This window comes from Pseudomonas sp. TMB3-21 (assembly GCF_054898145.1).
This window is the reverse complement of record NZ_CM142718.1, coordinates 137,801-162,478: the sequence shown is the minus strand read 5'-3', so window position 1 is coordinate 162,478 and position 24,678 is coordinate 137,801. Positions and strand designations below refer to the sequence as shown.

Below are 24,678 nucleotides of genomic sequence, written 5' to 3'. Positions count from 1 at the left end.
GACTGTTTTTGTGAGAACCGACCGCATGTACAAACTTGAAGTCCAAGACCTGCATAAACGCTATGGCAGTCACGAAGTGCTCAAGGGCGTGTCCCTGAAAGCGGCGGCCGGCGATGTGATCAGCATCATCGGCTCCAGTGGCTCCGGCAAGAGTACGTTCCTGCGCTGCATCAACCTGCTCGAACAGCCGCACGCGGGCAAGATTCTGCTCAACAACGAAGAGCTGAAACTGGTGGCGAACAAGGACGGCGCGCTGAAGGCCGCCGACCCGAAACAGTTGCAGCGCATGCGTTCGCGCCTGTCGATGGTGTTCCAGCATTTCAATCTGTGGTCGCACATGACCGCGCTGGAAAACATCATGGAAGCGCCGGTCCACGTGCTCGGCATGTCCAAGGCCGAAGCCCGCGAGAAAGCCGAGCATTACCTGAACAAGGTGGGCGTGGCGCACCGCAAGGACGCCTACCCGGGCCATATGTCCGGCGGCGAGCAGCAGCGTGTGGCGATTGCCCGTGCGTTGGCGATGGAACCGGAAGTGATGCTGTTCGACGAACCGACCTCGGCACTTGACCCGGAACTGGTCGGTGACGTGTTGAAGGTCATGCAGGCCCTGGCGCTGGAAGGCCGGACCATGGTGGTGGTCACCCACGAAATGGGCTTCGCCCGTGAAGTGTCGAACCAGTTGGTGTTCCTGCACAAAGGTATCGTTGAGGAAAGCGGCAACCCGCGTGAAGTGCTGGTCAATCCACAGTCCGAACGCCTGCAACAATTCCTCTCGGGCAGCCTCAAGTAAACCGAACGCCCGTTGCGCACCGGGATAGTGCATGCTTCGCAAATCAGGAGCTGACCCCGCTCCCCTGTAGGAGCGAGCCTGCTCGCGAAGCGTTGTGACATCCAGCATGGATGTTGGCTGATCCACCGCTTTCGCGAGCAGGCTCGCTCCCACAATGGATCTTTGTTGGTTTCAAGATTTGCATTCACTTTCGGGCTAGCATTGGCCCATGCCTTCATCACTGTTTGAGTTTCGGATTGCCCGCCATGCCTGCCCATCGAATTGGTTTCCTGATTTGGCCCAGCACTAAAGCACTGACGCTTGCGCTGGCTGAGGAGGCCTTGCGCGTTGCTCAGCGTGTGCATCCGGACGTGGTTTACGAACTGTCGTTTCTGCAGGCCGAACCGCCAACCGACGGCGCTTGGCAATTGCCGGGTGAGCCGTGGGCCGGCAAGCTGGAAAACTTCCAGAAACTGTTCCTGCTGGCGGATGAGCCGCCGACGAGTCTGGCGCCAGCGCTCAGCAGTTCTTTGAAACAACTGGTGCGCGCCGGTTGTGTGATCGGCGGCTTGTCGGCCGGTGTCTATCCGTTGGCACAACTCGGTTTGCTCGACGGTTACCGTGCCGCGGTGCACTGGCGCTGGCAGGACGATTTCGCCGAGCGTTTTCCGAAAGTCATTGCCACCAGTCATCTGTTCGACTGGGATCGTGATCGTCTGACCGCGTGCGGTGGTTTATCCGTACTCGATCTGTTGCTGGCCGTGCTGGCCCGTGATCACGGCGCCGAACTGGCCGGTGCGGTGTCCGAAGAACTGGTGGTCGAACGCATCCGTGAAGGCGGCGAACGTCAGCGTATTCCCCTGCAAAACCGCCTTGGCTCAAGCCATCCGAAACTCACGCAAGCCGTGTTGCTCATGGAAGCCAACATCGAAGAACCGCTGACTACCGACGAAATTGCCCAGCACGTGTGCGTGTCCCGTCGGCAGCTGGAGCGGATCTTCAAGCAATACCTCAACCGCGTGCCAAGCCAGTATTACCTCGAGCTGCGGCTGAACAAGGCCCGGCAGATGTTGATGCAAACCAGCAAGTCGATCATTCAGATCGGCCTGTCGTGCGGTTTCTCTTCGGGGCCGCATTTCTCCAGCGCCTATCGCAATTTCTTCGGCGCCACGCCGCGGGAAGATCGTAACCAGCGGCGCAGCAGCAGCCCGTTTGAATTGTCGTCGGTGCCTTCCGAGCGCGGCTGACGCTATCCTCGCGGCCACGGGAAAATCTTGTCCCATGGCCGGAGGGCGTTCTCGTCACCAACCCGCCATTTCTTACATCAGTCTTTCCTCACTGGCCAACAGGCTTTGCCTTCTGGCGTTGTATATCACCAGATTCAGCTGGCTCGGCGGGGACAGCGGATTACCGCTGAAATCCAGCTCTGCGGTATTGGTGGGGTTAGCGGTCAGCAAAGCTTCCGGCAATTCGATGATGGAATTACCCGACAGATCCGCTTTTCGCAAACGGCCATGGCTGAACAAGCCCTGCGGTACTTCGGTAAGCCCGGCGTTGCTCACATTCAACGTCGTCAGCTCGCGCAGCGGGCTCAGGGCAGGTATCTGGCCCAGTGGATTGTTCCGCAGATCAAGCACTTTGAGTTGGTCGAGGGCAGCCATGGCATCGATGGCCAGCGGTGTCAGAGTGATCTGGCAATCAACGAGGCTCAAGCTGGTCAAGTCACGCATAGCGGTGATTGCTTCAGGCAAATCCGCCACTTGATAACCCTGCACACTCAGATTTTGCAGGTTGGGAAAACGCTCCAGAAAGCGCCCCAGCCTGGGAGCGATCCTCTCGGTACTGACCAGGTTCAACTCCTGAACGTGTCCGAAGTCTGCGGTCAGCGTCGGGAGTTCGCCGGCCATCGAGAGGTTGAACTCGAAGCGCTGGCGGCTGGTTAACCCGTCAGTCGACATTCGGCGCCAGCACTGCTCCAGGCTATCTTTGAAGACGTTTCTTTTTTGCAGCTCCTCCAGCAGACGTTGCCCACTAAGCGGCTCGCCCGCGTTCGAATGCGCCGGCACATCCGCCGTCCACGCTTCAAGGTCGGCTTTCAGTGTCGCGAGCTCGACTTGCCGACGGGCCACTTCGGCGCGGCCATCGACCAGCGTGCCAGGCAATTGATAAATGAATTTACTGGCCTCTTCGTTGGTGCATTCCGGATACAGGGTTTTCAACTCATCGATATCGTTTTGCTCGGCGAGTACTCCCAGATCTTCGCCGGTTCGCTGGTAGTAGTCTTTGACCTGTTCCCGGGTTGCATCGGATAGCGGGTTGATGCCGAAATCGAAGCCGGCACTGTCCTCGGCATGCATGCTGAAGATTTCGGACGGCAGTTCGGTGATGCGGTTGTGGCTCAGCAGGGCAAATTCGAGTCTTGGATGACTGGCGAGGCCGGCGGGGACCTGATCGAGACCGGTGCTGGAAAGGTCGATAAACACTAGCGACGGCAGGGCTGCCACATCCGGAGACTGGTCCAGCCGGTTGGAGAAAAGATCCAGCGCCTCCAAACGAGTCAGCGAGGAAAGTGCGGCTTGCCCTTGCGCATCCAGCACAACACCACTGTTGCTCAGCGTCAGCCTTTTCAGGGAAGGCATAGCGGTGATCGCCTCCGGTACGCGACCCAAGGAAAAGTGGCGCAGCTCCAGATGTTCCAGGCCGGTAAAACGCGTTAGAAACCCGGAAGAGATATTCAGGCTTTCATTACCCTGCAGACCCAGCGCCGAGACATGGCTGAAGTCGGCTGTCAGCGCGGGCAGATCACCTGTGAAACCCAGGTTCGACATGAACTTGTCTGCCCTGATTTCCGGTTCATTGTCGAGGCGCTTGCGCCAGAACGCCTGAAGTTGTTCGCTGAAATCGACTCTTGCGACGTTCTCTGCGATTTGTTCGACCACGCTTAAGGCGGCCCCGGTCGAGGGGTGATGCGTGGGGCCATCGTTGGCCCAAGCGGTCAGGTCCGCGCCGAGTTGAGTGATTTCCGCCTCCCAAAGTGTTAGCTGCGTGCGGCCGTTTGCCAGTGTGCCCGGCAGCTTATAGATCAGGCGACTGGCCTGTTCGCTACCCAGTCCGGGAAACAAAAGCAGCGCTCGTGCCATATCGGCGGGTTCGGCCAACACGGCGAAGTCCCTGTTGTAACTGGCGTAGTAAGTTTTTATCCGGTCTCGACTGATTTCGGAAAGAGGGTTGTTGGCAAGGTTAACTCCCTCGGCGAAATCCGGGTCCAGCTCAAAGAAGTTTGCGGGAAGTTCGCTGATCAGATTGCCATTGAGCAGAGCGGTCCTCAGGTGCGGATGACCGGTGAGACCGACCGGTACTTCGGTGAGGCCGGTGTTGGAAAGCCTGACGTCGTTCAGGTCCGGCATGGCCGTCAAGTCAGGGGCTATCCCCAGCGGGTTATCGCTCAGGTTCAACGAGTGCAGGCCGGTTAACGACGACAGTGTGGCCTGACCTTCCGCCGTGAGGGTGATTCGACAATTGTTGAGTGCCAGTCGCCCAAGGCTTGGCATACGGAGGACGGCCTGAGGCACTTGATCGAGGTTGAAGTTGCGCATTTCCAGACTGCGCACGGTCGGAAACAGATCAAGGAATGGCCCGGTCGCGCTGATTCCGGCGTTGCCGTTGAGGGTGAGGCTGGAGACATGTTTGAAATCGGCGGCGAGCATCGGAATATCGCCTGTGAAACTCAGATCTGCCGCAAAGTGCTGATCTCGCAGGCGGGAGATACCCGGCCGGGCGCGCCAGAAGCGTTCGAGTTTTTGCTTGAATGCGGCTCTGGCTGTTTGCTCGGTACTCGCCTGCTCGGCAGTAAACGGGCGACCGGTGTCAGGATGCAGATCCGGAATCTGCGTTTGCCACCTCGTCAGCGTTTCGCTCAGTTGCGCAAATTCCGTTTCCCAGCGCTGCAGCTGTGCGCGGGCGTCCGGCAGCGTCCCCGGCAGGTCGTAAATCACATCGCTGGCGTCCTGCCAGTCCAGAGCGGGAAACAATGCCTTGGCGCGTTCGACATCGGCTTTATCCGCCTGCACGCTGAAATCTTGTCGTTGTTCGCGAAAGTAGTTTTTTATCTGCTCGCGAGTGGCCGATGAAAGCGGATTGTCATTCAAATCAAAACCGGCAGTGCGACCCCCGGGAAGATTGAACAGGGCATCGGGCAGTTCGGTGATGCGGTTGCCGGTCAAAATGGCGGTTGTCAGCTTTGGATGTTCGGCCACCCCAACGGGAACGCTGGTGAGGCCACTGTTGGACAGGTCGAGGTACGTCAGTTGTGGCAGCGTGGACACGTCCGGGGCGACGCCTAACGGATTGTCGATCAGTTCCAGCGTCTGCAGGTGCGTGAGAGCGCCGAGTACGGCATGGTTCTCAGGTGTCATCACTACGCCGCAATCGTCCAGAACCAAAGTCCTGAGCTCGGGCATGTGCGTGAGTTGCTCTGGCAAATCACGGAGGGCAAAGTCGCGCAGGTCCAGACGACGCAAAGCCGGGAAGCGTTGCAGCAACGGATCGACCGCGGAAAGGGCGGTGTTGCCCGTCAGGTTCAGGCTGACGATATGGCTGAAGTCCACGCCAGGGTCGGGCACCTCCCCGATGAAGCCTGTTGAAGCGACAAATTGCTCACTCTTTCTGCTGCGCCATGCGGCTTCGAGTTTGCGCCGGAAATCGGCTCGTGATTCGCGCTCGTAAAGCCGCTCCTGGTTATCCAGCGGCAGTCCCGTCGTTGGGTGATGTTCTGGAATCTCGTTGGCCCATTGCGCCATTCGCGTATTCAGTTGAACAGCGTCTGCCTCCCATTTCGCCAGTTGCAGCCGACTATGCTCAAGTGTTCCGTGCACGCGATAGAGCAGGTCAGTCGCTTGAACCGCGTCGAGGTCTGGAAACAGTGCAATCGTGCGCTGGATGTCCGCCGGGTCAGCCAAAATCCCAAAATGTTTTCGCGTCCTGCTGTAGTGCGCTTTGACCTTTTCTCGGGCGGATGCGGAGAGCGGATTGTTGGAAAAATCGAATCCGTCACTGATTGAGGTCAACACGCTGAACAGTGCATCCGGCAATTCGGTAATGCGGTTGCCGTCGAACCTGCCAATGACTAACTCAGGATGAACAACGAGGCCCGCAGGCAGTGTGGAAATCCCGGTATTCGCCAGATTGAGCCGGCGCAGTGCTGGCATCGCCAGAATGTTGGGTGGCGATGACAGCGGATTGTCTTGAAGGTCCAGCCAGGCGAGGTCGGGGAGTGAAGCAAGCGTCTGCTGATTGGCAGCAGACAGCGTGAGGCCGCAGTCGCGCACGATCAATTGCCGCAGCAACGGCATCGAATCGATCGAGGACGGCAGATTGGACAGAGGAACATTCTTCACTTCCAGCAACAGCAGGCCTGTGAAGCGCTGTAAAAACGGCTCGATCGCCCGGGTGCTGGCGCTGCCATGGATCGACAAACCGCTCACATGTGCGAAGCTCGCCCGCATTGTCGGCAAATCTCCGATCAACCCTTCAGGGATGTGCAGCAGGTAGCCCGAGGCTCCGCCTGTTTCTCTGCGCCAACATTTGATGATTTCATCCTTCAAAATCCTCCGGTCTCGCCACGCCGCTCGTTGTTGGATCGGTGTCAGCGCCCGGCCGTTGGCAGGGTCTATGCGCGGTATGTCGTTGGTCCAGCGGCGCAGGTCGTCGACCAGGCCCACGTATTCATTGGTCAGGCGCAACAGCCCGTTTTCCAGCCCGTCCGGATGCGCCCTCAGCGTGGCAATCAACGCCCGAGCTTCCGCTGCGGTGTACGCGGGATAGACTTCTCGCACCCGGTCTTCAAGGGTGATGTCTTGCACGGGGTCCAGCGGCTGGAAGACGTCAACGACGCCGGTGACCGGAGTGTGTTGCGGGATGGCCGGGTCTTCGAAAAAGCCCGGCGCGTCAGGGTCGGGCATGGGTCGCCCGGCAGGTCGATAGCGCGCATTGCCGACCAGTCGCAGGGTATCGGCCGCTGGATCGAGCGGCGCAGCCGACATCGCCAGCCGCAACTCGCTGCGCTGCACCGGCTGCTCACGAATCGCTTTTTTCAGCTGCTCACCCTGACCGATGTGGAGGTTCAGCGAATCGCGCTCCGCGTCGGGCAGTGCGCGCAGCACGCTGGAATAAAAGTCGCCCGCCGAATGCAGTTCCTGGCCACGTTCATCGAAAGGTTGCCAGGTATCATCGGCGCGTCGCACCAGGACTTTCTGAATCGGTGCCTCGGCCGCTCCGGTGCTGTCGAGCAACGGACCGTCGACATCACCGTCACGGATTTCGAAGCGAACGTAGCCGGTCCAGCCCGGCAGATTTTTCAGGCTGTGCAGCGCCAGAGTGTCGCTGTCCGGGTTGCTCACAGACGCCAGCTCCAGCCCTTCATAAGCGCGGGTGAGGCGCACTTCCTGATCGGCCAGTTGCATGAGTTGCTGCTGTCGCGCGGGCAGCTGTCCTTCGCTGATCTGCAACAGTTCAGAGCCGCTGGCGGTGTCGAGCAATTCACGGGTCACGCTGGCGGGTAACTGGGGATCGTATTGCGAGAGGCGATCCGCCAGCGGGTCTTCGTTACGCTCAAGTGCCTGGTAACGCGCCTCGAACATCGACGTCCGTTGTTGCCCGGCCAGCTCCACCAGTTGTTTTCGCAGGGTCCGGGTGCGCAGTTCGAGACTGGGCGTGGGGCCGCCGAAGGCTTCGCCGAGCAATGCCTTGCTGTCCTGTTCATCCAGCGAACGCAGCAGCGTTTTGAGGACATCGCCATCGATCAGGCGGTCACCGCGAATGTCCGTCACGGGCAAGCTTTGGTCGACGGAGGATTGCCAGTTGATCTCGCCCTCATTGCCCACAAAGCGCAGGTTTTTGCGCGATGGCCAGCGTCCGTGTTCGGCCAGGATCTGCAGCTGCGTCAGCGGGTCGGCGCGCAGATATTCGTTGGGCACATCGCTGTCCAGCCGCTCGGCAAATTGCTGGAGTTGCTGATCGATTCTGAACCGCTTGATGCTGTCGGCCAGCAACGGTGGCAGCGATTCCTGATTGACGTGCATCCGCCGCAACGCGCCTTCGTTATAGCCGCTGACTTTCAGAATGGTTTCGCGCTGAACGGGCGAAAACGATTCGACAGCGTGGCCGATGCGACGCAGTAATGTGGCTTTGTCCCACTCAAGTGGCCGCTCAAGTTCGGTGTGCCAGGCGCCATCGCCGTTGTGTCGCAACTGTGGCTTGTAGGCGTCCGCTCGGGTTGGATGGTCGATCTGGTAATCGCCCGGATGCGCGCCTTCGCTGACGGCAAAATGCGCATCTTCCAGAGGCAACAACTGTTTCCCTTCGTGCTGGTGCAGGCCCTTGTCGTTGGGCCTGGAATGTTCGGGCGGGGCGCCTTCTTGTTGGTAACGGCTCAGCTCCGGATCCCAGTAGCGGGTTTGTCCGTTGGCCAATTGCACAGGTTTGTAGCGGTCGATGAATGCCACCACTTCGGCGGGCAATACCTTGCGGAACTCACCGGCAACAATCGCGCCACCCACTGCGAACATACCCAGCTGGATCATGGATTCCACAGTCCCCATCAGGTGCTCGAACGCTTCAGTGGTTCGCCCTTGCGCCCATTCGACGATGCCATCGAAAGTCTGGTCGAGCATCTGATAAGCCATGTAAGCCATCATCGCTTCACCCAGCACGGGCACGAACGGCGCGATCACGAACGCCGCCGTTTCGAGAATCGTCGAGGCAATTTTCACCAGCGAATCCCAGACCGCCCAGCGCGCCGCTCGATCGACCGCGGCAGTCGGCACGGCCTGCACCGCCGCATCGTTGAGGATCTTGTTGAGCTTGGTTTGATAAAGGTGCCGCCAAAGATCGCCGGTAATGGGTGAGACAGCGAACTGCAGATTCGGGTTGTCGACCGGCGCTTCCCGCCACGGTGGCCGGGAGTCGCCCGGCACCGGTGGATGCCATTTTATTTTGCTCAGACGTTCATTCAGGTTGGCGAAGAAAAAACCGCGGTGGTCATGGTTCACAAAACGGCTGAAAAAACGCTGGTAATCGTTGGAGCGCAATTGCCGGGTCAGTTCAACGGCCATTTCGGCGGTCGATGCGTATTCCTTGATCGGGTGCTCCGGGTCATCCGGCACGTAGGCCACAACCCTGACAGTCTTGCGCGCGCTTTCAGGGTTGGGCGCAAAGATAACGATGCCCGTCAGCGAGGCCGACATCATCGTCAGGTCATGGCAGGCCAACGCCTCGCCGTCCACGCGAATGCCTTGCAGACCATCGAGCAACCCGTTGATCAACAGAAAAGAAGTTTCGCGAATGTCGCGTTTCAGGCGGGCCATCTGCAGGGCGGCTTTCAACGCGGCTTTTTGGCTCTGGTCAATCTTGTCCCGCAATGTCTTCGCGGTGCTCGCATCGGAAATGCCGAGGTGGTCTTCGAGGTAAGTTTTGTACTGGCCGCCGATGTCCAGTTCTCGGCACATTTTGATGAAGGTCGGGATCGGCACTGTTTTCTTCAGGGCAGGCAGGGTGTCGAACTGGCCGGTAGTTGAAGGCGCGGTGATGAAGGTCGAGTCGGCCTCGTAGGCCGTGTCGGCGCTTTCATCCTTGTCGAAGTTATGCAAAGCCGCATCCAGCAGCGACACGGTCCAGGCACGGGCGCCGGTCTTGATCGGAAACAGCGCAGTGCTCAGCGGTACGTAAAGACGCAGAAAAGTGCTCTTCACGTCCAGTTCCAGGCCGTAGCGGCTTTTCAGTGCTTCTTTGAGCAAGGGTTCGGCGAAAGCACTGGCGTCCTGAAAGTGCTCGAGCTGCTGGTCGACGTCATCCTGTGCCGCCCAGTGCTCGGCGTTGAGTGCCACCAGCGCTTGATGTTGTGCCTCGGTCGCGCTTTTCAACGCTGGGTGAAGGTCGGGCTGAATGTTCTTCAGCGCCGCGCGTCTGGTCGATGAGGTGTTGCCCAACCATTGCGGGATGGCTTGCTGAAGATGTTGATAGTGATTGTCTGGGCGTGCGACCGTTCGAGGGTTTTTGCGCGGCTGATCTACTGGGGGTTGCATCGGGCCAATCCTTGGACATTAAAAGAATGCCCAGCAGATCAGTTACCGATGGCGGCGGTGCGGTACATAGTTATGGCGCGGGTTTATGGCGCGGGCAGGCCTGCGAAATCTAATCCCGACAATCCTGCCGCTGAAGCGGTGCGCAGTTTAAACTGCGCCTTTGCGACGCTATATGTCGCATTGCCGTAAACCCGGCTGAAACCGGGGTTGGCGCTATAAGAAGTTGTCGCTTGGCGGCAAGGCCGGGCTGAAAACTGTCCTTACAATCCCCCCATCGCTCGCCAGTTTCCGGCGAGTGTTCCTCTTCAGGAGACTCCGATGTCCGTTGAGCACGCTGCGGTAGAACGCGCCGATTTCGACCAGGTAATGGTTCCCAACTATGCGCCTGCCGCCTTCATCCCTGTGCGTGGCGCCGGTTCCCGCGTGTGGGACCAGTCTGGCCGCGAGCTGATCGACTTCGCCGGCGGCATCGCCGTCAACGTATTGGGCCATGCGCACCCGGCGCTGGTCGGTGCCTTGACCGAGCAAGCGAACAAGCTGTGGCACGTGTCCAACGTGTTTACCAACGAGCCTGCGCTGCGCCTGGCGCACAAGCTGATCGACGCGACTTTTGCCGAGCGTGCGTTCTTCTGCAACTCCGGCGCCGAAGCCAACGAGGCCGCGTTCAAGCTGGCCCGTCGCGTCGGTTTCGACCGGTTCGGCAGCGAGAAGTACGAAATCATCGCCGCGCTCAACAGCTTCCACGGTCGTACCTTGTTCACCGTGAACGTGGGCGGCCAGTCGAAATATTCCGACGGCTTCGGCCCGAAAATCACCGGCATCACCCACGTGCCGTTCAACGATCTGGCGGCGCTGAAAGCGGCCATTTCCGACAAGACCTGCGCCGTTGTGCTTGAGCCGATTCAGGGCGAAAGCGGCGTGATTCCTGCCGAACTCGACTACCTGCAAGGCGCCCGCGACCTGTGCACCGCGCACAACGCGCTGCTGATTTTCGACGAAGTGCAAACCGGTATGGGCCGCAGCGGCAAGCTGTTCGCTTACCAGCATTACGGCGTGACTCCGGACATCCTGACCAGCGCCAAGAGCCTGGGCGGCGGTTTCCCGATCGCGGCGATGCTGACCACCGAAGACCTGGCCAAACATTTGGTCGTCGGCACCCACGGCACCACGTACGGCGGTAACCCGCTGGCGTGCGCAGTCGCAGAAGCGGTGATCGATGTGGTCAATACGCCTGAAGTGCTGGCCGGTGTGAACGCCAAGCACGACAAGTTCAAGGCGCGCCTTGAACAGATCGGCGAGAAATACGGCATGTTCACTCAGGTTCGCGGCATGGGCCTGTTGATCGGCTGCGTGCTGAACGACGCCTGGAAAGGCAAGGCCAAAGACATCTTCAACGCCGCCGAGCGTGAAGGCCTGATGATTCTGCAAGCCGGCCCCGACGTGGTGCGTTTTGCCCCAAGCCTGGTAGTTGAAGATGCCGACATTGATGAAGGCCTTAACCGTTTCGAACGCGCTGCGGCGAAATTGAGCCAAGCTTGATAGACCGTTCGACGCCTGACTTTTTCACGCGTCGAACCCAATTGTTACGCCGGACCCGCTTCTCTGTAGGAGTGAGCCTGCTCGCGATGGTGTGTCAGTCGACATCAATGTTGCTGATCCACCATCGCGAGCAGGCTCACTCCTACAAGGGTTCGGCTTATTTCCCTCAAGAGTATGAATAAGGAGTGACACCATGCTGGTGATGCGCCCCGCGCAAATGGCTGATCTGGGCGAGGTACAGCGCCTGGCTGCGGACAGCCCGATTGGTGTCACTTCCTTGCCGGATGATGTCGAGCGCCTGAGCGACAAGATCGCCGCAAGCGAAGCTTCGTTTGCCGCTGAGGTCAGCTTCAACGGTGAAGAAAGCTACTTCTTCGTCCTCGAAGACAGCGCCACCGGCAAACTGGCCGGCTGCTCGGCTATCGTTGCCTCGGCCGGTTATTCCGAGCCGTTCTACAGCTTCCGCAACGAAACGTTCGTGCACGCTTCCCGCGAGCTGAAGATCCACAACAAGATCCACGTGCTTTCGCAGTGCCACGACCTGACCGGCAACAGCCTGCTGACCAGTTTCTACGTGCTGCCGGAGCTGGTGGGTTCGGCCTGGTCGGAGCTCAACTCGCGCGGGCGCCTGCTGTTCGTCGCCAGCCATCCGGAACGCTTCGCTGATTCGGTTGTGACCGAAATCGTCGGCTACAGCGACGAGAATGGCGACTCGCCGTTCTGGGACGCGATCGGGCGCAACTTCTTCGACCTCAACTACGCCGCTGCCGAGCGTCTGTGCGGGCTGAAGAGCCGCACCTTCCTCGCCGAACTGATGCCGCATTATCCTATCTACGTGCCGTTGCTGCCGGACACCGCGCAAGAAGCGATGGGCCAGGTGCATCCGCGTGCGCAGATCACGTTCGACATTTTGATGCGCGAAGGCTTCGAGACCGATCATTACATCGATATTTTCGACGGCGGCCCGACCCTGCATGCACGTGTGTCGGGGATCCGTTCGATCGCCCAGAGCCGCGTGGTGCCGGTGAAAATCGGCGAGACGGTCAAAGGCGTCGGCCGGCAATACCTGGTGGCCAACGCGCAGTTGCAGGATTACCGCGCGGTGTTGCTCGAGCTGGATTACGCGCCGGGCAAACCGGTGGTTCTGGACCTGGAAGCGGCCGAAGCCCTGGGCGTCGGTGAAGGTGCCAGCGTGCGCCTGGTCGCGGTTTAACGCCTGCTGTAAAGAATGCTGAAAAGCAGCGAGTTTCACGGGTGGCGCAAGCGGCCCGTTTGAGGAGATAGCATGATCGTTCGTCCCGTACGCAGCAGCGACTTACCCGCTCTGATCACCCTGGCGCGCAGCACCGGCACCGGCCTGACCACGTTGCCGGCCAACGAAGAGCGTCTGGCCCACCGGGTTGGCTGGGCTGAAAAGACCTTTCGCGGCGAAGCCGGGCGGGGCGATGCGGACTACCTGTTCGTGCTCGAAGACGATGAAGGTCGCGTGGTCGGTATTTCCGCCATTGCCGGCGCCGTCGGCCTGCGTGAGCCTTGGTACAACTTCCGTGTCGGCCTGACAGTCAGCGCTTCGCAGGAACTGAACATCTACCGCGAAATTCCGACGCTGTTTCTGGCCAACGACCTGACCGGCAATTCCGAACTGTGCTCGCTGTTCCTGCACGCCGATTACCGCAACGGCCTCAACGGTCGCATGCTGGCCAAGGCGCGCATGTTGTTCATTGCCGAATTTCCGCAGTTGTTTGGCAACAAGATCATCGCCGAGATGCGCGGCGTGTCCGACGAAGCCGGGCGTTCGCCGTTCTGGGAAAGCCTGGGTCGGCATTTCTTCAAGATGGAATTCAGCCAGGCCGATTACCTGACGGGCGTAGGCAACAAGGCATTCATCGCCGAACTGATGCCGAAATTCCCGTTGTACACCTGCTTCCTGTCCCCGGATGCGCGCAACGTGATCGGTCAGGTTCACCCGGACACCGAACCGGCGCTGTCGATGCTCAAGAGCGAAGGCTTCAGCTATCAGGGCTACGTCGACATCTTCGACGCCGGCCCGGCGGTGGAATGCGAAACCGGCAAGATCCGCGCCGTGCGCGACAGCCAGGCATTAGTGCTGGCCATCGGCACACCGGGTGACGACGCCACGCCGTTCCTGATTCACAACCGCAAGCGCGAAGACTGCCGGATCACCGCAGCTCCCGCCCGCTTTGCCGCCGGTACGCTGGTGGTCGATCCACTGACCGCCAAACGTCTTCAACTCAACGCCGGCGATCAAGTGCGCGCCGTTCCGTTGTCCGCAGCACGGGAGTCGAAATAATGAATTCGCTATACATCGCAGGTGAATGGCTGGCCGGGCAGGGCGACGCGTTTCAGTCGCTGAATCCGGTGACCCAGCAAGTGCTGTGGGCCGGTGAAGGGGCGACGGCCGCTCAGGTCGAATCGGCCGTACAAGCCGCGCGTCAGGCGTTTCCGGGCTGGGCGCGACGCACGCTGGACGAGCGCATCGCGGTGCTGGAAGCCTTCGCCGCCGCGCTGAAAAATCACGCTGACGAACTGGCCCGTACCATCGGTGAGGAAACCGGCAAACCCCTGTGGGAATCGGCCACCGAAGTCACCAGCATGATCAACAAGATCGCGATTTCCGTGCAGAGCTACCGCGAGCGTACCGGCGAGAAGAGCGGCCCGTTGGGCGACGCCACCGCCGTCTTGCGTCACAAGCCGCATGGCGTGGTTGCTGTGTTTGGCCCGTACAACTTTCCCGGTCACTTGCCCAACGGCCACATCGTCCCGGCATTGCTCGCGGGTAACAGCGTGCTGTTCAAGCCGAGCGAGCTGACGCCGAAAGTCGCCGAGCTAACGGTCAAATGCTGGATCGAAGCAGGCCTGCCAGCGGGCGTGTTGAACCTGCTGCAAGGCGCTCGTGAAACCGGTATTGCCCTGGCGGCGAACCCGGGTATCGACGGGTTGTTCTTCACTGGATCGAGCCGAACCGGCAATCATCTGCACCAGCAATTCGCCGGCCGCCCGGACAAGATCCTCGCGCTGGAGATGGGCGGCAACAACCCGCTGGTGGTCGATGAAGTGGCGGATCTCGACGCCGCTGTTTACACGATCATTCAGTCGGCGTTCATTTCCGCCGGTCAGCGCTGCACCTGCGCACGTCGCCTGCTGGTGCCGCAAGGCGCCTGGGGTGATTCGCTGCTAGCGCGTCTGGTCGCTGTCAGCTCGACGATTGAAGTCGGCGCGTTCGATCAGCAACCGGCGCCGTTCATGGGCTCGGTGATTTCCCTAGGCGCAGCAAAGGCCTTGGTGGATGCACAGGAACACTTGCTGGCCAATGGCGCGGTGGCGTTGCTGGAAATGACTCAGCCACAGGCGCAAGCCGCGTTGCTGACGCCTGGCATCATCGACGTCACGGCCGTGGCTGATCGTCCTGACGAAGAGCTGTTCGGCCCGCTGCTGCAAGTGATCCGCTACGCTGATTTTGAAGCGGCGATCGCTGAAGCCAATGACACTGAATATGGTCTGGCGGCTGGATTGCTGTCGGATTCCGAAGCGCGTTATCAGCAGTTCTGGCTGGAAAGCCGCGCCGGTATCGTCAACTGGAACAAACAGCTGACCGGCGCCGCGAGCAGCGCGCCATTCGGTGGCGTCGGCGCCTCGGGCAACCATCGCGCCAGTGCCTATTACGCCGCAGATTACTGCGCGTACCCGGTGGCCTCGCTGGAAACCCCGAGCCTGGTGATGCCGGCTGCTTTAACGCCTGGCGTGCGAATGGCGTAACGGCCATTCGCGAGCAGGCTCGCTCCCACAGGTTCAGTGGTCGTCACACATTTTGTGTCCGACGCAACCCCTGTGGGAGCGAGCCTGCTCGCGAAGGCCGCGCCGCGGTCCAAAAGAATAGTAACTGAAGCCATACACCCGATTCCCGTGGAGCCTCGCTGATGAAATCCTGTGAAGTCAATTTTGACGGTCTAGTGGGGCCGACCCATAACTACGGCGGTTTGTCTTACGGCAACGTCGCCTCCCAGAGCAACAGCCAGCAATCTTCGAACCCGAAGGAAGCTGCGCTGCAAGGCCTGGCCAAAATGAAAGCGCTGATGGAAATGGGCTTTCAACAAGGTGTGCTCGCGCCGCAGGAACGCCCCGACGTCGCCGCGCTGCGCCGCCTCGGCTTCAGCGGCAGCGACGCTCAGGTGATCGAAAAAGCCGCGAAGGAGGCGATGCCGTTGCTGGTTGCCAGTTGCTCGGCGTCGAGCATGTGGGTGGCCAACGCCGCCACTGTCAGCCCGAGTGCCGACACCGCCGATGGCCGCGTGCATTTCACCGCCGCCAACCTCAATTGCAAATACCACCGCAGCATCGAACACCCGACCACCAGTCGCGTGCTCGGCGCGATGTTCGCTGATCAAAAACACTTCGCCCACCACGCCGCATTGCCGGCAGTGGCGCAGTTTGGTGACGAAGGCGCGGCCAACCACACGCGTTTCTGCCGGGATTATGGCGAAGCGGGCGTCGAGTTTTTCGTGTTCGGTCGCAGTGCCTTCGACAACCGTTATCCGGCGCCGCAGAAATACCCGGCGCGCCAGACGCTCGAAGCTTCGCAAGCAGTGGCCCGTCTGCACGGCCTGAGCGAAGACGGCGTGGTCTACGGTCAGCAGAATCCGTCGGTGATCGATCAGGGCGTGTTTCACAACGACGTGATCGCGGTGGGCAACGGCGAGGTGTTGTTCTATCACGAGGACGCTTTCCTCGACACCGAACAGATGCTGGATGAATTGGCACACAAACTCGCCAAAGTCGGTGGGAAATTTCAGTCTGTGTGCGTACCGCGTTCCGCCGTGACCGTGGACGACGCGGTTCGCTCCTACCTGTTCAATAGCCAGTTGCTGTCACGTCCTGACGGCTCGATGCTGTTGATCGTGCCGGAAGAATGCCGTGGCAACGAACGTGTCTGGCAATACCTGCAGGGTTTGACCAGCACCGGCGGGCTGATTCGCGAAGTGAAGGTTTTCGATCTCAAGCAAAGCATGCAGAACGGCGGTGGCCCTGCTTGCCTGAGGTTGCGCGTGGCCCTGAATGAAACCGAACTGGCGGCCGTCAACCCAGGGGTTATCATGACAGCACCGTTGTACGGCACGCTGACCGAATGGGTCGACAAGCACTACCGCGACCGCATGGCCGAAACCGATCTTGCGGACCCGCAATTGCTGCTTGAATGCCGGACGGCACTGGATGAACTGACGCAAATCCTTAAACTTGGCGCGGTTTATCCATTCCAGATCAATTGAAAACCGGCGCGCGCTGCTTTTCCTGCGCGCCGATTTATCCCCAGATGAGAGCTTAAAAACATGAGCGATACCCTGCAGCTGATCCTTGAAGACACCGACGGCACGCAACTGGAAACCTCCTGCACCCGCGTCGCGGTCATGTGGCAAGGCAAAGAGCTGTGGATTCAGCAAGACGGTCGCGGCCAGCTGCTGATCGGTGTGGACGTTGAAGAAGGTGACGCTGAATACGCCAACCTGCTGCTGCGCCCATTGGCGACTAATCTGGTAAGTCTGCAACTGGAAATGGAACCGGCCGACGTCGGCGACGACGAGGACCACGTGCACGGCCCGGATTGCAACCACGACCATTAAGGAATCGCTCTATGCTCGCCCTCGGCAAACTGCTTGAACTGACCCTCGCCGGCCGCGAACCGGCGGAGAAGACTCAACTGACTGTCGAAGGCGTGCGGATGCGCTGGTTGAGCGAAGGTGCGCTTGAAGTCCGGCCACCGCAAGCTCGCGACAATGGCCTGGACCTGCTGCTGTCAGCCGGCATCCACGGTAACGAAACGGCGCCGATCGAGTTGCTCGATCGCCTGTTGCATGACATCGCTCGCGGGGATTTGAAGCCGCGTGCACGCATTCTGTTTCTGTTCGGCAACCCGGAAGCGATTCGCAAAGGCGAGCGCTTCATCGAGCAGGACGTCAATCGGCTGTTCAACGGCCGTCACGAGCAAACCAGCGGTTTCGAAGCGTTGCGCGCTTGTGAACTGGAGCGGCTGGCGGCGAGTTTCTTCAGCCTGCCTGACCGCGAGCGTCTGCACTACGATTTGCATACGGCCATTCGCGGTTCGAAAATCGAGCAATTCGCCTTGTATCCCTGGGCCGAAGGTCGCCAGCATTCCCGCCAGCAATTGAGCCGCTTGCGCGATGCCGGGATGGAAGCGGTATTGCTGCAGAACAAACCCTCTATCGTTTTCAGCTCGTACACCTACGACAAACTGGGTGCCGAGTCTTTCACCCTGGAACTGGGCAAGGCGCGGCCGTTCGGGCAAAACGACGGGGTTAATGTCGATCTGCTGGAAACCAGAATCAAGCAGATCATTGACGGCACCGAGCCGCCAGGTGAGGAGCATCTGGACGGTTTGCAGCTGTTCAGCGTGGCCCGGGAAATCATCAAGCACAGCGACAGTTTCCGTCTGAACCTGCCAGCGGACATCGAGAATTTTTCCGAATTGGAGAGGGGTTACGTGCTGGCCGAAGACATCGCCCAGACGCGCTGGATCATCGAGGAAGAGGGCGCCCGTATCATTTTCCCCAACCCCAAGGTCAAGAACGGCCTGCGCGCGGGCATCCTGATCGTGCCGGCCACCGATGAAAACCTTGCCTGAACCCGTTCTGCATACGGCATGAATCCTCTGTAGGAGCCGGCTTGCTGGCGATAGGGCCAGAACAGTTGATGATGAGTCGCCTGTTCGATTGCAATCGCCAGCAAGCCGGCTCCTACAGATTCGGTGACTACACGGCTACCGCGCGTGGCTCGCTGCGACGCAATGCCCGCACCTTCTGCAACGTATCCGCACACGTCTTCGCCGCTTCCTGTCCCTTGTGCACAAAGTGCTCGAAGAAGAACTTCTGATGCTCTTCGCCGGCATGGAAATGATGCGGGGTCAGCACCACCGAGAACACGGGCACTTCGGTTTCCAGCTGAACCTGCATCAGGGCGCTGATCACCGATTGGGCAACGAATTCGTGCCGGTAGATCCCGCCGTCGACCACCAGACCTGCCGCGACAATCCCGGCGTAGCGGCCGGATTTGGCCAGCAGCTTGGCGTGCAGCGGAATTTCAAACGCGCCGCCGACTTCGAAGAAATCGATCTCCGATTCCTGATACCCCTGAGCGATCATTTCGGTAACGAAGCCCTGGCGACTCTGGTCAACGATTTCCTTGTGCCAGCAGGCCTGGATAAACGCGACGCGCTCGCCCTGATGGTTTTTGCTTTTGCTGTCGATTGCGGTGGGTTGCATGTTCTGACTCCTGTTTATGTAAAAAACAGGGCATATGAATCGAAGGGGATTCAAGGGTGCGCACGGCACGCACGAATGCGCGCGGACGGCCCTCTGGTGTCAATCCCGTTCTCTCTTCATCCGGACTATGACCGTCGGCCCCGGGATCACACCGGGTCTGCTGACCTTGCCGCCCGACACCGCCAAAACCGTGTCTGCCGCCAAGCGCTCGCGGGCTATACGCATTGCGCGCAATTACCGCCGGTGGGGAGTTGCACCCCGCCCTGAGAACGTTTTTGCCGCCGGAAAGTGTGGCGGCGAAGCGTTTTTAACACATATTTCTCACGCCTGCATTGCGCCTGTTTGATGATTGCTATCGCCTTTTCTGCTGAATCAATCCGCTCTTTCCTACGGCGAGGGTTGATTAATCGACGGCAAGGCCGCAGTAATTCCATCCTGAAAAGAAACTCCTAAATTTCAAAGAGGCCGGATTCATGAGCGTTATTGATCTTCGCAGCGACACCGTCACCCAACCTTCCGCCGCAATGCTCGACGCAATGGCCGCAGCGGCCACCGGTGACGACGTGTATGGCGAAGATCCGACGGTCAATCGGCTGGAAGCGGAGTTGGCCAAGCGCCTGGGGTTTGCCGCCGCGTTGTTTGTGCCGACGGGCACCATGAGCAACCTGCTCGGGCTGATGGCGCACTGCGAGCGCGGAGACGAATACATCGTCGGTCAGCAGGCGCACACCTACAAATACGAGGGCGGTGGCGCGGCGGTGCTCGGATCGATCCAGCCGCAACCGCTGGAAGTGCAGGCCGACGGTTCGCTGGACCTGGCGCACGTCGCCGCGGCAATCAAGCCCGACGACTTCCATTTCGCCCGCACCCGCTTGCTGGCACTGGAAAACACCATGCAGGGCAAAGTGCTGCCACTGGAGTATCTGGCCGAGGCGCGACATTTCACCCACGCGCACGGTTTGGCCCTGCATCTGGATGGCGCGCGGTTGTACAACGCAGCGGTCAGACTCGGGGTGGACGCCCGCGAGATCGCGCAGCACTTCGATTCGGTGTCGGTTTGCCTGTCCAAAGGCCTCGGCGCGCCAATCGGTTCGGTGTTGTGCGGTTCGGCCGACTTGATTGGCAAGGCCCGGCGCCTGCGCAAAATGGTCGGTGGTGGCATGCGTCAGGCGGGTATTCTGGCTGCGGCGGGCCTGTACGCGCTCGATCACAACGTTCAGCGCCTGGCCGATGACCACGCCAATGCCGAACGGCTGGCCGAAGGTTTGCGTGCTGCCGGTTATGAAGTAGAGCCAGTGCAGACCAACATGGTTTACGTGCAGATGGGCGACAGGGCAGAAGCGATCAAGGCTTTCGCCGCTGAACGCGGGATCAGGTTGAGTGCGGCCGGTCGTCTGCGCATGGTCACGCACATGGACGTCAGCCGCGCGCAAATCGAGCAGGTCGTCGCGACATTCGTCGAGTTTTCCCGCAACTGATCGCGTTAGCCGTCCAATTGACCGTTTCTATCGTATAAACACGCTGTACCCCGCGCGCAGGGCCGATATAATGCGGCCCTTTGCCGTCGCTTCGTCTGTTGACGTTTCGCACAGGCCTTTGGCCGCAGCCTCCGTGGAAGAACCTATGAAAAGCGCAGAAATCCGTGAAGCCTTCCTTCGCTTCTTCGAAGAGCAAGGCCACACCCGTGTAGCCTCCAGCTCTTTGATTCCAGGCAACGATCCAACCCTGCTGTTCACTAACGCGGGGATGAACCAGTTCAAGGACTGCTTCCTGGGCCAGGAAAAGCGCGCGTACACCCGCGCCGTTTCGAGTCAGAAATGCGTGCGCGCTGGCGGCAAGCACAACGACCTGGAAAACGTCGGTTACACCGCCCGCCACCACACGTTCTTCGAAATGCTGGGCAACTTCAGTTTCGGCGACTATTTCAAGCGCGACGCGATCAGCTACGCCTGGAACTTCCTGACCTCGGACAAGTGGCTGAACCTGCCTAAGGAAAAGCTCTGGGTCACCGTTTACGCCAGCGATGACGAGGCGTACGACATCTGGACCAAGGAAATCGGCGTCCCGGCTGAACGCATGGTTCGCATCGGCGACAACAAGGGCGCGCCCTACGCCTCCGACAACTTCTGGACCATGGGCGACACCGGTCCGTGCGGCCCTTGCACCGAGATTTTCTACGATCACGGCGCCGACATCTGGGGCGGCCCACCGGGCTCGCCGGAAGAAGACGGCGACCGTTACATCGAAATCTGGAACAACGTCTTCATGCAGTTCAACCGCACCGCTGACGGCGTGTTGCACCCGTTGCCAGCGCCATCGGTGGATACCGGCATGGGCCTGGAGCGCATCAGTGCCGTGCTGCAGCACGTGCATTCGAACTATGAAATCGACCTGTTCCAGAGCCTGCTGACCGCCTCGGCCAATGCCATCGGCTGCACCAACGACAATCAGGCTTCGCTGAAAGTCGTGGCTGACCACATTCGTTCGTGCGGCTTTCTGGTGGCCGACGGCGTGCTGCCGTCCAACGAAGGTCGTGGCTACGTGTTGCGCCGGATCATTCGTCGCGCCTGCCGTCACGGCAACAAACTGGGCGCCAAGGGCAGCTTCTTCTATCAGATCGTCGGCGCGCTGGTTGCCGAGATGGGCGAAGCTTTCCCTGAGCTGAAGTCCCAGCAAGCGCACATCGAGCGCGTGCTGAAGGCGGAAGAAGAGCAGTTCGCCAAGACCCTGGAACAAGGTCTGAAAATCCTCGAGCAGGATCTCGCCGAGCTCAAAGGCGACGTGGTGCCAGGCGACGTGGTGTTCAAACTCTACGACACCTACGGTTTCCCAATGGACCTGACCGGCGACATCGCTCGCGAGCGCAACCTGACGCTCGACGAAGCGGGCTTCGAGCGTGAAATGGAAGCCCAGCGCGTCCGTGCCCGTTCCGCCAGCTCCTTCGGCATGGACTACAACAGCCTGGTCAAGGTTGATGTGGCCACCGAGTTCACCGGTTACAAAGCCACCAGCGGTTCGGCGAAAGTGGTTGGCCTCTATAAAGAAGGTCGGGCGGTCGACGTATTGAGTGAAGGCGAAGAGGGCGTGGTCGTTCTCGATCAAACCCCTTTCTACGCCGAATCCGGCGGTCAGATTGGCGACAGTGGTTACCTGCAAGCCAGCGGCGGTCGTTTCGATGTGCGTGACACCACCAAGACCGGTGGCGCGTTCCTGCACCACGGCGTGTTGGCATCGGGCAGCCTGACCATCGGGGCGCCGGTTGAGACTCATGTGGAAGCGGAAGTCCGTAACGCGACGGCGCTCAACCACTCGGCGACGCACTTGCTGCACGCCGCTTTGCGCAAAGTGCTGGGCGAGCATGTTCAGCAGAAAGGCTCCTTGGTTGACAGTCAGCGCCTGCGCTTCGACTTCAGCCACTTCGAAGCCATCAAGCCGGAGCAACTGAAAGCACTGGAAGACATCGTCAACGCCGAGATTCGCAAGAACTCTCCGGTTGAAACCGAAGAAACCGACATCGAAACCGCCAAGCAGAAAGGCGCCATGGCGCTGTTCGGCGAGAAGTACGGCGACAGCGTGCGTGTGCTGAGCATGGGCGATTTCTCGGTCGAACTGTGCGGCGGTATCCACGCCAATCGTACCGGCGACATCGGCCTGCTGAAAATCATCAGCGAAGGCGGTGTGGCTTCTGGCGTGCGTCGTATCGAGGCTGTCACCGGCGCTGCGGCACTGGCGTACCTGAATGCTGCAGAAGAACAACTCAAGGAAGCGGCCAACCTGGTCAAGGGCAGCCGCGAAAACCTGATCGACAAGCTGTCGGCTGTGCTGGAGCGCAACCGTCTGCTGGAGAAGCAACTCGAGCAGTTGCAGGCCAAGGCCGCCAGCGCGGCGGGCGACGATCTGTCGGCCTCCGCGCTGGATGTCAAAGGTGTGAAAGTGCTGGCCGTGCGTCTGGACGGTCAGGACGGCAAGGCGCTGCTGGCGCTGGTCGATCAACTGAAAAACAAACTCGGCCGCGCAGTGATCCTGCTCGGCAGTGTCCATGAGGAAAAGGTCGTTCTGGTTGCAGGTGTAACCAAAGACCTGACTGGCCAACTCAAAGCCGGTGATTTGATGAAGCAAGCCGCTGCGGCAGTGGGCGGGAAGGGCGGTGGTCGTCCAGACATGGCGCAGGGCGGCGGTATTGACGCTGGCGCACTGGATGCCGCATTGGCCCTGACCGTTCCATTTGTAGAGCAGGGTCTATAAGGCAGCGTTTCCGGCCCGCGGTCCAGTGCGGGCCGGAACGTTGTTTGATTGATTATTTGGGCGCCCTTCATGGGCTGAGGCGGCTTTGAAATGGCTTTGATCGTACAGAAATTTGGAGGCACCTCGGTCGGCACTGTCGAGAGAATCGAGCAGGTCGCCGACAAGGTTAAGAAATTCCGCGATGCCGGCGATGACCTGGTGGTCGTGCTGTCTGCAATGAGCGGCGAGACCAACCGTCTGATCGATCTGGCCAAGCAAATTAGTGGTGACGACCAGCCGGTTCCGCGTGAACTGGATGTCATCGTTTCCACCGGCGAGCAGGTGACGATTGCACTGTTGGCCATGGCGCTGATCAAGCGCGGTGTGCCGGCGGTGTCTTACACCGGCAATCAGGTGCGGATTCTGACGGACAGCGCGCACAACAAAGCGCGTATCTTGCAGATTGACGATCAGAAAATTCGCGGTGACCTGAAGGCCGGTCGTGTCGTAGTCGTCGCCGGTTTCCAGGGCGTCGACGAGCACGGCAACATCACCACCCTCGGTCGTGGCGGTTCCGACACTACCGGCGTGGCGCTGGCGGCAGCCTTGAAGGCTGACGAATGCCAGATCTACACCGATGTCGATGGCGTCTACACCACCGACCCGCGCGTGGTTTCCGTGGCTCAGCGTCTGGACAAGATTACCTTTGAAGAGATGCTGGAAATGGCCAGCCTCGGTTCCAAGGTGTTGCAGATCCGTGCGGTGGAATTCGCCGGCAAGTACAACGTACCGCTGCGCGTTCTGCACAGCTTCAAGGAGGGTCCGGGCACCCTCATTACTATTGATGAAGAGGAAACCATGGAACAGCCGATCATTTCCGGCATCGCTTTCAATCGCGATGAAGCCAAGCTGACCATCCGTGGCGTGCCAGACACCCCGGGTGTTGCGTTCAAGATTCTCGGCCCGATCAGTGCCGCGAACATCGAAGTGGACATGATCGTGCAGAACGTTGCGCACGATAACACCACCGACTTCACCTTCACCGTGCACCGTAACGACTACCAGGCCGCCGAAGCCGTGCTGAAAAAGACGGCTGATGAAATCGGTGCTCGTGAAGTGGTTGGTGATACCAAGATCGCCAAGGTCTCGATCGTCGGCGTCGGCATGCGCTCGCACGCAGGCGTGGCCAGTCGCATGTTCGAATCCCTGGCGAAAGAAAGCATCAACATCCAGATGATCTCGACTTCGGAAATCAAGGTTTCCGTGGTCATCGAAGAGAAGTACCTGGAGCTGGCTGTGCGCGCCCTGCACACGGCTTTCGAACTGGACGCTCCGGCCCGACAGGGCGAGTGATGCGTTTGCCGAAGGGCGCGGTCTAACCGCGCCCTTTTGTTTTCTTGAATGGCGCGGCGAACCTGTTCTTTTGCCTGCGCTGGTCAATACTCAGGCATGTAGGGCTGCGACCGCTCAAGGTTGTGGGTCGAGTGCCTTTTTTTTGCAGACTGTTGTCCCTGAAATGAAATGCGTGAGGAGAAAGGTATGCTGATTCTGACTCGTCGGTCCGCAGAAAGCCTGATTATTGGTGATGGCGAAATCACCGTGACCGTGCTCGGCGTTAAAGGAAATCAAGTGCGCATCGGTGTCAACGCCCCGAAAGAGGTTGCGGTCCACCGTGAGGAAATTTACCTGCGTATAAAGAAAGAGAAGGACGAAGAACCAAGCCATTAATTTTTATCGTTTTTTATGTTTGCAAACGGGGAAGAAGCTGGTTAAT

The 24,678-nt window shown here is 59.8% G+C and carries 15 protein-coding genes and 1 riboswitch; of the genes, 13 read left to right on the top strand and 2 right to left on the bottom strand.

The genetic code is table 11. From position 1 onward, the window contains the following. The first annotated feature begins 25 nt into the window (after positions 1-25). Both ACYZTS_RS00910 and ACYZTS_RS00905 read left to right on the top strand, forming a co-directional pair. A complete protein-coding gene (locus tag ACYZTS_RS00910) occupies positions 26-790 on the top strand; it encodes an ABC transporter ATP-binding protein (protein ID WP_010457249.1) in 765 nt (254 codons plus the stop codon). 236 nt (positions 791-1,026) lie between these two features. Beyond that, the gene (locus ACYZTS_RS00905; RefSeq protein WP_461993331.1) at positions 1,027-2,016 is read left to right on the top strand and encodes a GlxA family transcriptional regulator; all 990 of its coding nucleotides are present in this window, start codon (positions 1,027-1,029) and stop codon (positions 2,014-2,016) included. Positions 2,017-2,088: 72 nt separating this feature from the next. Here ACYZTS_RS00905 and ACYZTS_RS00900 read toward each other — a convergent pair whose 3' ends face one another. Next, a complete protein-coding gene (locus tag ACYZTS_RS00900; protein ID WP_461993329.1) occupies positions 2,089-9,849 on the bottom strand; it encodes a dermonecrotic toxin domain-containing protein in 7,761 nt (2,586 codons plus the stop codon). Positions 9,850-10,167: 318 nt separating this feature from the next. On the opposite strand from ACYZTS_RS00900, the gene ACYZTS_RS00895 reads away from it, so the two are divergent. The 7 genes from ACYZTS_RS00895 (at position 10,168) to astE (ending at position 18,043) form a co-directional block, all read left to right on the top strand. Then, a complete protein-coding gene (locus tag ACYZTS_RS00895; RefSeq protein WP_461993327.1) occupies positions 10,168-11,388 on the top strand; it encodes an aspartate aminotransferase family protein in 1,221 nt (406 codons plus the stop codon). Between the two features lie 193 nt (positions 11,389-11,581). Next, the gene (gene aruF / locus ACYZTS_RS00890; RefSeq protein WP_028620568.1) at positions 11,582-12,601 is read left to right on the top strand and encodes an arginine/ornithine succinyltransferase subunit alpha; all 1,020 of its coding nucleotides are present in this window, start codon (positions 11,582-11,584) and stop codon (positions 12,599-12,601) included. A gap of 72 nt (positions 12,602-12,673) precedes the next feature. Then, positions 12,674-13,699 carry an arginine N-succinyltransferase gene (gene astA, locus ACYZTS_RS00885; RefSeq protein WP_461993325.1) on the top strand — a complete coding sequence of 342 codons (1,026 nt, stop codon included), beginning with the start codon at positions 12,674-12,676 and terminating at the stop codon, positions 13,697-13,699. Next, positions 13,696-15,165 carry a succinylglutamate-semialdehyde dehydrogenase gene (gene astD / locus ACYZTS_RS00880; RefSeq protein WP_461996325.1) on the top strand — a complete coding sequence of 490 codons (1,470 nt, stop codon included), beginning with the start codon at positions 13,696-13,698 and terminating at the stop codon, positions 15,163-15,165. Before astA ends, astD begins: the two co-directional genes overlap by 4 nt. A 161-nt stretch (positions 15,166-15,326) precedes the next feature. After that, the gene (gene astB, locus ACYZTS_RS00875; RefSeq protein WP_461993323.1) at positions 15,327-16,673 is read left to right on the top strand and encodes an N-succinylarginine dihydrolase; all 1,347 of its coding nucleotides are present in this window, start codon (positions 15,327-15,329) and stop codon (positions 16,671-16,673) included. A 60-nt stretch (positions 16,674-16,733) separates the two neighbouring features. Further along, entirely contained in the window at positions 16,734-17,024 is a 291-nt protein-coding gene (locus ACYZTS_RS00870; RefSeq protein WP_007904718.1) for a hypothetical protein, read from the top strand. Between the two features lie 11 nt (positions 17,025-17,035). Continuing rightward, positions 17,036-18,043, top strand: coding sequence for a succinylglutamate desuccinylase (astE, locus tag ACYZTS_RS00865; RefSeq protein WP_461993321.1), 1,008 nt, complete (start codon positions 17,036-17,038; stop codon positions 18,041-18,043). Positions 18,044-18,170: 127 nt separating this feature from the next. On the opposite strand, the gene ACYZTS_RS00860 is transcribed toward astE, so the two are convergent. Next, positions 18,171-18,680, bottom strand: a complete 510-nt coding sequence (locus ACYZTS_RS00860) for a 6,7-dimethyl-8-ribityllumazine synthase (protein ID WP_461993319.1) — start codon at positions 18,678-18,680, stop codon at positions 18,171-18,173. 103 nt (positions 18,681-18,783) lie between these two features. Then, positions 18,784-18,955: riboswitch (FMN riboswitch) on the bottom strand. 198 nt (positions 18,956-19,153) lie between these two features. Here ACYZTS_RS00860 and ltaE point away from each other — a divergent pair. From ltaE to csrA, 4 genes are all read left to right on the top strand, one after another. Beyond that, entirely contained in the window at positions 19,154-20,158 is a 1,005-nt protein-coding gene (gene ltaE, locus ACYZTS_RS00855) for a low-specificity L-threonine aldolase (protein WP_461993317.1), read from the top strand. A 145-nt stretch (positions 20,159-20,303) separates the two neighbouring features. Further along, positions 20,304-22,925, top strand: coding sequence for an alanine--tRNA ligase (gene alaS / locus ACYZTS_RS00850; RefSeq protein ID WP_461993315.1), 2,622 nt, complete (start codon positions 20,304-20,306; stop codon positions 22,923-22,925). A gap of 90 nt (positions 22,926-23,015) precedes the next feature. After that, positions 23,016-24,257 (top strand): aspartate kinase, encoded by a 1,242-nt coding sequence (locus ACYZTS_RS00845; protein WP_028620560.1) that lies wholly within the window; start codon positions 23,016-23,018, stop codon positions 24,255-24,257. 186 nt (positions 24,258-24,443) lie between these two features. After that, positions 24,444-24,632, top strand: a complete 189-nt coding sequence (csrA, locus tag ACYZTS_RS00840) for a carbon storage regulator CsrA (RefSeq protein ID WP_461993313.1) — start codon at positions 24,444-24,446, stop codon at positions 24,630-24,632. Positions 24,633-24,678 lie beyond the last annotated feature (46 nt).